Origin of the sequence: Bradyrhizobium nitroreducens (assembly GCF_002776695.1) — a bacterium.
Classification (GTDB): Bacteria; Pseudomonadota; Alphaproteobacteria; order Rhizobiales; family Xanthobacteraceae; genus Bradyrhizobium; species Bradyrhizobium nitroreducens.
The window spans coordinates 3,863,742-3,872,532 of the sequence record NZ_LFJC01000003.1; the positions used below are offsets into that span (position 1 = coordinate 3,863,742).

6 protein-coding genes are annotated in these 8,791 nt (G+C 63.0%); 5 read left to right on the top strand and 1 reads right to left on the bottom strand.

Annotated features, from left to right (window positions below; all coding sequences use genetic code 11):
* Positions 1 to 688: non-homologous end joining protein Ku (gene ku, locus TSA1_RS18680; protein ID WP_210421899.1), on the top strand; the 688-nt coding region annotated here is incomplete at its 5' end.
* Positions 689 to 857: 169 nt separating this feature from the next.
* Complete coding sequence (locus TSA1_RS18685; RefSeq protein ID WP_100181205.1) at positions 858 to 1,472, top strand: cell envelope biogenesis protein TolA; 615 nt, start codon at positions 858 to 860, stop codon at positions 1,470 to 1,472.
* A 27-nt stretch (positions 1,473 to 1,499) separates the two neighbouring features.
* Here the strand turns inward: TSA1_RS18685 and TSA1_RS18690 are convergent, their stop codons facing one another.
* Positions 1,500 to 1,763: a hypothetical protein gene (locus TSA1_RS18690; RefSeq protein ID WP_100177635.1), complete on the bottom strand. Its 264-nt coding sequence runs from the start codon at positions 1,761 to 1,763 to the stop codon at positions 1,500 to 1,502.
* A 1,340-nt stretch (positions 1,764 to 3,103) separates the two neighbouring features.
* Between TSA1_RS18690 and TSA1_RS18700 the strand changes: the two genes are divergently transcribed.
* The 3 genes from TSA1_RS18700 to TSA1_RS18710 form a co-directional block, all read left to right on the top strand.
* Positions 3,104 to 4,054 carry an ArdC family protein gene (locus TSA1_RS18700; protein WP_100177636.1) on the top strand — a complete coding sequence of 317 codons (951 nt, stop codon included), beginning with the start codon at positions 3,104 to 3,106 and terminating at the stop codon, positions 4,052 to 4,054.
* Positions 4,055 to 4,188: 134 nt separating this feature from the next.
* On the top strand, positions 4,189 to 6,306 hold the full coding sequence (locus TSA1_RS39760; RefSeq protein ID WP_100177637.1) for a ParB/RepB/Spo0J family partition protein: 2,118 nt from the start codon (positions 4,189 to 4,191) through the stop codon (positions 6,304 to 6,306).
* A gap of 180 nt (positions 6,307 to 6,486) precedes the next feature.
* Positions 6,487 to 8,791, top strand: a 2,305-nt coding sequence (locus TSA1_RS18710) for a strawberry notch-like NTP hydrolase domain-containing protein (protein ID WP_174719318.1), incomplete at its 3' end; no start/stop codon positions are given.

Below are 8,791 nucleotides of genomic sequence, written 5' to 3' on the forward strand. Positions count from 1 at the left end.
CGAGAACGTCGCGCTGGAATCGACGAGGACCATCGAGATCGACGAGTTCGTCGACCGCAGCGAGATCGACCCGCGGTATCTGATCCGTCCATACTACCTGGTGCCCGACGGAAAGGTCGGTCACGACGCCTTCGCCGTCGTCCGCGAAACCATCCGTGAGATGAACAACGTTGCCATCGGACGGGTAGTGCTGACCAACCGCGAGCACATCATCGCCCTCGAACCCATGGACAAGGGCCTGATGGGAACGCTGCTGCGCTATCCTTATGAGGTGCGATCTGCGGACGAGTATTTCGACGAGATCCAGGATGTCAAAGTCACCAAGGATATGCTCGATCTCGCCAAGCACATCGTCAACCAGAAGGCGGGCCACTTCGAGCCGGACAAGTTCGAAGACCAGTACGAAACCGCCCTCATCGATCTCATCAACCAGAAGCGCGCCGGCAAACCCATCACGGCGAAAGCGCGTCCCCGCGGCGAGAACGTGGTGGATCTGATGGACGCGCTGCGCAAGAGCATCGGAAGAGAAGCCGCGACGGCGACCGAGGCGCCGAAGAAGCCAGCCAAGAAGCCGCGCAAGGCGGCCGCCGGGCAGAAGGAAATGCTGATGCCGATTGCCGGCAAGAAACCGGTCAAGGAGGCTGCGGCGAAGAAGCTGGCGGCCAAACCGCAGCGGAAGTCGGCTTAAGGTATGCTTGCGGTGGGTTCACGGAAAGCTCGCTCCGACACGCCGGATGCATCGAGATATTGCCCGGGCCCGCCGCTCTGTTTGCCGCTTTGGAAGTTCTCTGCTCGCGAGGTAAACAACACCGCTGATCGCATGGCAGCAGTCAGTGGGCGGTGCGGGGAAGCGTCTCATGGCGAGAAAACTGAAGACCTACCAGACCTCGCTCGGCTTCTTCGATCTGGCGATTGCCGCTCCCTCCATGAAAGCGGCTCTGGAAGCGTGGGGCGCAGACAGCAATCTCTTCCACCAGGGCGCGGCGAAGGAGAGCGACGATCCGGACGTTATCGCAGCGGCCATGGCAAAGCCCGGCGTCGTTCTCAGGCGCCCGGTCGGAACCGACCGACCTTTCAGCGAACATGCCGAGCTGCCCACAGATCTTGGCGGCGGACGACCAACGAAAGCCGCCCGCAAGTTGAAAGGCCCAAAGGCGAAGCAGCCTTCCTCTCGGCCCGTCGACCAGGCTGCGGAACGAAAGGCCGCTCTCGCCTTCGAAAAGGAGCAGAAGCGGCGCCAGCTTGAACAGGCGAAGGAAGAGACTGCCAGGCAGAAGGACCGTGAACGCCGGCAGCAGGCCATCGACGAGGCGCAGGCTACGCTGGACAAGGCTGAACAAGAGCATGCGAAGCGGGCCGCCGCCATCCAGGCCGAGCTTGAGGCTCTCGAGAAGAGATCGCAGGTCGAAAAAGCCCGCTGGCATAAGGAGAAGGAGCAATTGGAAGCTACGCTGTGGCGCGCCCGGGGTTAGTTTCCGTGATGCTCGGCGCCGAGCCTTCTAATCTGGAGCGCATTCTGGGCAGGTATCACCGATCGAGTTCAGCACGTCACGAACTTCGGCCGCCGCTGCATCAGGAGAGACGCCTGCGGGTGGGTCTACGCGGGCGATATCGAAGGCCCGCTCCCTTGCATGCGGATCGGCGCGGTCCTGCATCCAACCATGCTCCTCGCACTCGCGGATGGCGCCCGCTTCCTGAAGAACGTGGATCGCCCACCCGCGCAGCGTCTGTATCGGCGGCCTTCGTTCACTCGTCATCAGCATCGAAATGGCTCCTGATAGGACGAATCGCTGTGTCCGCCATTCGTTCCGGCTGGCAGGATTTCGCAATGGCAGGAACTCAGGGTTTGGAGTGCTAGCGCAGTGTGGGCGACTCACGCTACCCATCATTCTCAACCACCTCACTGCACAATGGGAATGATATGGTTGCTGCCACCCGTGAACTGCCGGCCTCTGGTTACGCGCTTGAAGTGGACGGCCGACTGAAGGCCAAATTTGCAACCAGAGACGGCGCCAGGGCAGGTGGAGAAGAGCTCAAGAAACGTTTCCCATGCTTCAGATCAGGATCTATGACGCGCAGACGAATGCGCGCGAGGAAATCTAGATCCTCCGACTCAAGTCTTCGCGCCCCTTCTTGCGCGCGTGCGGCTTCCGCCGCACCGGGCTCTCGTGAACCGAGCCGCTCCGCGTCTCGGCCATCCGGCTTCGATCCCTCGCGCGATCATGAGTCGCTCGCCGGAGGCACTCGCGTTAGGGGCCGCCGTCATTTCATTCCGGCGCCGCTATCACTGCCCCGAACGCGGGTGCCTTGTTAACCGGTCTCGCGACTGCACTCGGTCGCGGGTCCCGCCGTCATTTCATGCCGGCGTCGCTATCACTGCCCCGCGCCGGGTGCCTTTGCCTTCCCTTCGCGCTCTTCGGGCTTCCATCACTTTTGCGAAAGAAGGCTGCGGTGCCGCGAAAACCATTCTCTCAGAGAATCGTGGCGTCACCGTCGCTGGAAGTGGCGGTATTGACGCTTCGCGCAAGAGCAGATCATGCCCTCGCCGGGCAGAAACGAAAAACCGGACCTTTATGCAGTAGCTAGCTGCACAAAGGGCCGACCTTATGTTGCCTTGCCGCGCTAGAGAAACGGCTGCAAAGGACATTTCAGAACCTATTGGACAGGTTCGCTTTGCGTCCGGGTTGCGGAGACCCGCAGGCGGCAATCTCTCAGTCGCGGATACGACTACTTCTTTTTCTTTGAAGTCTTCTTTGCCACCTTCTTGGTGGCTGCCTTGGCGGTCTTCTTTGCCTTCTTCGCTTTCTTGGCCATGTCGTCCTCTGTAAAAAAATGGCTCAGTGAACATGCGCACGCCGTGAATCGACATCCGCAACATTGAGACGATATCACAAGTGCAAAATTGATACCAACGAGTGGTGAGATCGCTCTTGAGTCGCTCGCCGGGCTTTCGTCCCTAACGCCAAGGCGCGGCGCGACCGCGAGTCCGCTTCTCAAGAGCGCGTGTCGTCACCATTACTGAGAGTGAGAGTGCGGGCCGGGTCTGCCGCGACGGGTTGAAGATCGGAGGAGAGGCTTCCGATGCCCGTCGCGGAGAACCGCGATGCCTGGACATACCGCCCGAGTTCGCGCCGGCAAAGACCGCGCGAGCCTTTACACCGAAATCACCGACAAGATCATCGCCGAGCTGGAGGCCGGCCGTATCCCTTGGGTGCAGCCATGGAGGACGGCGGCGATCAAGGCGCCGCTCGCCATGCCGCGCAACGCGTCGACGCAGCGCGGATATTCCGGGATCAATGTGCTGATCCTGTGGGGTGCCGTTATCGAGCACGGCTTCTCCGGACAGAGCTGGCTCACTTTTCGCCAGGCGCTTGGGCTTGGCGGTTACGTCAGGAAGGGCGAACGGGGAACGACCGTCGTCTATGCCGATCGCTTCACCCCGGACGACGAACGTCGGCGCGCCGCGGAGGCCGGTGAAGAGCCGGGCGCCATCCCGTTTCTCAAGCGTTTTACCGTCTTCAACACGGACCAGTGCGATGGCTTGCCCGAGGGGGTCGCTGCCTCGGTCGTCCCGGCGCCACCAGATCAGATTGAGCCTCGAGCCGAGACGTTGATCGCCGCCACCGGCGCGGATTTTCGCATCGGCGGTGCGCGCGCCTACTACAATACGACGGGCGATTTCGTGCAGGTGCCGCCACCGGCTGCCTATTTCGAACCGATCAATTGGCACCGAACTGCATTCCATGAACTCGGCCATTGGACCGGCCAGGCGTCCCGCCTCAACCGCGACCACTCCGGTTCGTTCGGCTCAAAATCGTACGCGCGAGAGGAACTGGTCGCCGAAATGGCGGGTGCCTTCGTTTGTGCCTCGCTCGGCATCGTGCCGACCGTGCGCCACGCCGACTACATTGGTTCCTGGCTCGAGGTGCTGCGTGAGGATAATCGCGCCGTCGTGCGCGCCGCGAGTGCGGCATCGAAGGCCGCCGATTTCCTGCTCGCCTTTCTGCCCCCCGCGATCGATTCCATCGTTGAGGGCAATGAGGAGGCCGCGTGATGCATCCGCACGTCGTCTCAGTGTCGGCCTACAGTTGGTGCTGCGCGTCAGAGAGTGAGAGGAGCGCCGGTTTTCCTGTGACGGGCAGGAGGTCGAGAGAGAGTCTTTCGGCCGCCCGTCGTGGAGCAACCGACATGGCAAGCGCTGTTCAGAAAATCAAACTCAGTCCCTCCCGCGATATTCCCTTCAACAAGCTGGTCTTGAGTCAGTCCAACGTCCGCCGCGTGAAGGCTGGCGTCTCGATCGAGCAACTGGCGGAGAGCATCGCTCAGCGCACGTTGTTACAAAGCTTGAGCGTTCGTGCCGTCGTCGATGCCGACGGTCAGGAGACTGGCATGTTCGAGGTGCCGGCTGGTGGACGCCGCTACCGCGCGCTCGAACTGCTGATCAAGCAGAAGCGTATGGCGAGGGCGCAACCTGTCCCCTGCGTTATCAGGGATGGCGGCATCGCCGAGGACGATTCCCTCGCGGAGAATGACGAACGGGTCGGCTTGCACCCGCTGGATCAGTTCCGAGCGTTCAAGGTGTTGCATGACGGTGGCATGAGTGAAGAGGATATCGCCGCGCGGCACTTCGTCTCGCCAGCGATCGTCAAGCAGCGCCTGCGTCTGGCATCGGTGTCGCCGAAGTTGCACGACGTCTATGCCGAAGATGGCATGACGCTCGAGCAGTTGATGGCCTTTTCCGTCACGGCCGACCAGGAGCGTCAGGAGCAGGTCTGGGATAATGCCAGCAGATCCGGCAACGACGAGCCATATCAGATCCGGCGGATGCTGACGGAGAATACCGTGCGCGCTTCCGACCGTCGCGCCCAGTTCGTCGGACTGGACGCTTACGAGCAGGCCGGCGGCACCGTTTTGCGGGACCTCTTCGAGCACGATGACGGCGGCTGGCTTCAAGATGTCCCTTTGCTCGACCGCCTCGTGACAGAAAGGCTCAAGGCCGAAGCCGAGGCGATTACCGCCGAGGGGTGGAAGTGGATTTCCGTGGCCGTCGATTTCCCCTACGGCCATGCGACAGGCCTGCGCGAACTGGAGGGCAAACCTCTCGACCTCTCCCCTGAGGAGCAAGTTACCATTGACGCGCTGAACGCCGAACTGGCCAAGCTTGAATCCGACTACCAGGATGCAGATGAGCTCCCCGATGAGGTCGACCAGCGTCTCGGCGAAATCGAGGCGGCGCTGATGGCGTTCGAAGAGCGGTCGGTGCTCTACGATCCCGCGGAGATTGCCCGAGCTGGCGTCTTCGTCAGCATCGATTCCGAGGGACGCCTTTCCGTGGACCGGGGTTACGTCCGGGCAGAGGACGACAAGCCGGCAACCGATCCTGATGTCGGACAGGCCGCCGATCCGTTGTCGACCGAAGGGCAAGAGGCAAGGACTTCCGTCCAGCGCACGGTGATCGCAGTCGCCGGTCACCCGGTCGATACCGAAGAAGATGATGACGATGCGGCCAAGCCTCTGCCGGATCGGCTCATCACCGAATTGACGGCCCATCGCACGCTGGCATTGCGGGATGCGCTGGCGGAAAATCCCGCGATCGCGTTCCAGGCCGTATTGCACAACTTCGTGCTGACCGCATTTTACCGGTTCTCGTCTTCTGCAAGCTCTCTTGAGATCGGACTTCGCACGCCGACCTTTCCCGCTCAAGCCCCCGGGCTGAGGGAAAGCGCGTCCGCGAAGGCCGTTGAGGTTCGGCACGAGTCCTGGAAAGCACGGTTGCCGAAGGGCGAGAGCGATCTTTGGGATGCGCTCACAGCTCTCGATGGTGACGCTCAGGCGTCCCTGTTCGCTCACTGCGCATCATTTGCGGTCAACGCTCTCTACGAGCCAGCCAACCGCTACAATCAGGGCCATGTCTCCGCCCACGGCGCCCGCACGCGTCTCGACCAGGCAAATGTGCTGGCGCGCGCGGTCGGGCTCGACATGGTGCAGGCCGGCTGGCGACCGACCGCCGACAACTATCTCGGCCGGGTCACCAAGCCTCGCATTCTGGAGGCGGTGCGGGAAGCACGGGGCGAATCTTCCGCGCAACTGATCGACCACCTGAAGAAAGCTGACATGGCCAAGGAGGCTGAGCGGCTTCTCGATGGCTCGGGCTGGTTGCCGGAACCGCTGCGCATGATCGGCTCCAGCGTGTCGTCGGTGGAGCAGGAGGGTGAAGCGAACCCACTGCCCGAATTCCTCGCCGACGATGAGGATCGAGAGAATGCCGGCGACGATCACCCGCAACAGCTCGACGCGGCTGAGTGACACAGCGCGGGATGGCTCCGGCCATCCCGCAGTTGCTTGGGGACCGGTGTGCGGCGCCGGTCCCCATTTTTGTGGGCGAGCGCCGAGAGGGAGAGCCGGGCCGGGAAGGGTTTGAGCCGTCGGGTCAAAGGAGAGCGCCTGATGGTTCGACCCGTTCCCGCTCTCCCGAGAAATCCTGACATGACCGGGTCTCTTGCAGGCGGCGCTGCCGCCGCGCCGCTCTCGATGCGTGCCGCTGCCACTCTCACCTCTGCCGCCCTCAAGGCCGCCCGACGGATCTTGACTGATCTCGAACGCGGCCGTCGCATCGATGCGGCCGTCCTGCGAAGCGCCATGGAGGCTGCATTCGGTGGCTCGGACGCGGCCGGCGACTGGAATTGGAAGACTGCCTATGACGTCTGCGAGGTGGCAACCGTTCTCTTCCTTCGCAAGTTCGGCCCGGCCATCCGGGCCAAGGCAGGCTCGACGGCGGCCATGCTGCCGATGCTCGCGAAAATCGCGAGCTGTCTGCCGAGCCATACGCGGCGTTCCGAGGACAGTCAGGCGTTTCAGCAATTCTCGACGCCGATCTCGCTCGGCCTGGCCGCATGCACCGCAGCTGGTATTACGGCGGTCGACCGCGTTATGGAGCCGTCCGCGGGGACCGGCTTGCTCGCTATCCTTGCCGAGCTGGCCGGCGGCTCTCTGATGTTGAACGAGTTGGCCGAAGGCCGCGCGACGCTGCTGGATCATTTGTTTACCAATGTTGAGGTGACGCGATTCGATGCCGCGCAGATCCATGATCACCTCGACGCGAGTGTTGTACCGAGCGTCGTTCTGATGAACCCGCCGTTCTCCGCGGTGGCGAATGTCGATCGACGGATGGCGGACGCCGCTTTCCGGCACATCGCTTCGGCGCTCGCGCGTCTTTGCGACGGTGGACGCCTCGTCGCCATCGCTGGCGCAGACCTTGCGCCGGATAACCCGGCATGGACCGATGCCTTTGTTCGCCTCCAGGAGCGCGGACGGATCGTGTTTTCTGCCGCGATTGACGGCGCCGTCTACGCCAAGCACGGCACTCAGACGGACACGAGGCTGCTCGTCATCGACAAGTTGCCCGCTGCCGATCCGAAGGCTTTTCCCGCCTCGCAAGGCATGGCCGGCGATGTCGCCACCTTGCTCAATTGGGTGACCCAGCACGTGCCTCCGAGGCTACCCGTCGCCGTGCCGGTTGTGGCCGACATCGTTAGGCGCCCTGCAATGCCCCGATCGGCCGGCGCCATTGCACCAAGCCTCTCGTCCACTTCAGGGAGCGCGCCGGAAGGTGTGGAACTTGCGTACGAGACCGTCGAATGGTCGCCGCCGGAAGGCGCCCGCCTCACCGATGCGCTGTATGAGGAGTACGGATTGCAATCGATCCGTATTCCCGGAGCGTGCGCCCATCCGACCAAGCTCGTGCAGTCCGCGGCGATGGCGTCCGTTGCGCCACCGAAGCCGTCCTACCGTCCGCACCTGCCTTCTAGTCTGGCGGCAGATGGAGTTCTGTCGGACGCCCAGATCGAGAGCGTCACCTATGCGGGCGAGGCGCATTCCGAATTTCTCGCGGGCTCCTGGACGGTCGACGCGACGTTTGATGTTGTAGCTGCCGCGCGCGATGACACAGAGAATGTCGTCCGCTTTCGTCGCGGCTGGTTCTTGGGCGATGGCACTGGCGCTGGCAAGGGGCGGCAGGTCGCGGGGATGCTGCTCGACAATTGGCTCAAGGGCCGCCGCCGTGCGGTCTGGGTCAGCAAATCCGACAAGCTCATCGAAGATGCCCAGCGCGACTGGTCCGCGCTCGGCATGGAGCGGCTGCTCGTTACGCCCCTGTCCCGGTTTCGCCAGGGCACCCCGGTCCGGCTTTCGGAAGGCATCCTTTTTACCACCTACGCCACGCTACGCACCGACGAGCGTGGCGAAAAGCTTTCGCGTGTCAGGCAGATCGTTGAATGGTTGGGCTCCGACTTCGACGGAGTGATCGTCTTCGACGAGAGCCATGCCATGCAGAACGCGGTCGGCGGCAAGGGCGAACGCGGTGACCAGGCGGCCTCCCAACAGGGGCGCGCGGGCCTGAGGCTCCAGCACGCCTTGCCGAACGCTCGCGTGGTTTACGTGTCGGCGACGGGCGCCACCACCGTCCACAACCTCGCTTATGCGCAACGCCTCGGTCTTTGGGGCGGCGCCGATTTCCCCTTCGCCACACGCGCCGAGTTCGTCGAGGCGATCGAGGAGGGTGGCGTTGCGGCGATGGAGGTGCTGGCGCGCGATCTCAAGGCGCTCGGTCTCTACGCGGCCCGCTCATTGTCCTATGAGGGCGTCGAGTACGAGCTCGTTGAACACCAGCTGACGCCGGAACAGGTTCGCATCTACGACGCTTATGCCGACGCGTTCAGCATCATCCATAACAACCTCGACGCGGCGATGCGGGCCGCCAACATCACCGGCGAAACCGGAACGCTGAACGGGC

Bases quoted from the DNA above. Each gene is read 5' to 3' on its own strand.
- TSA1_RS18685 (WP_100181205.1), top strand. From the start codon at position 858: ATGGCGAGAAAACTGAAGACCTACCAGACCTCGCTCGGCTTCTTCGAT.
- TSA1_RS18690 (WP_100177635.1), bottom strand. From the start codon at position 1,763: ATGCTGATGACGAGTGAACGAAGGCCGCCGATACAGACGCTGCGCGGG.
- TSA1_RS18700 (WP_100177636.1), top strand. From the start codon at position 3,104: ATGCCTGGACATACCGCCCGAGTTCGCGCCGGCAAAGACCGCGCGAGC.
- TSA1_RS39760 (WP_100177637.1), top strand. From the start codon at position 4,189: ATGGCAAGCGCTGTTCAGAAAATCAAACTCAGTCCCTCCCGCGATATT.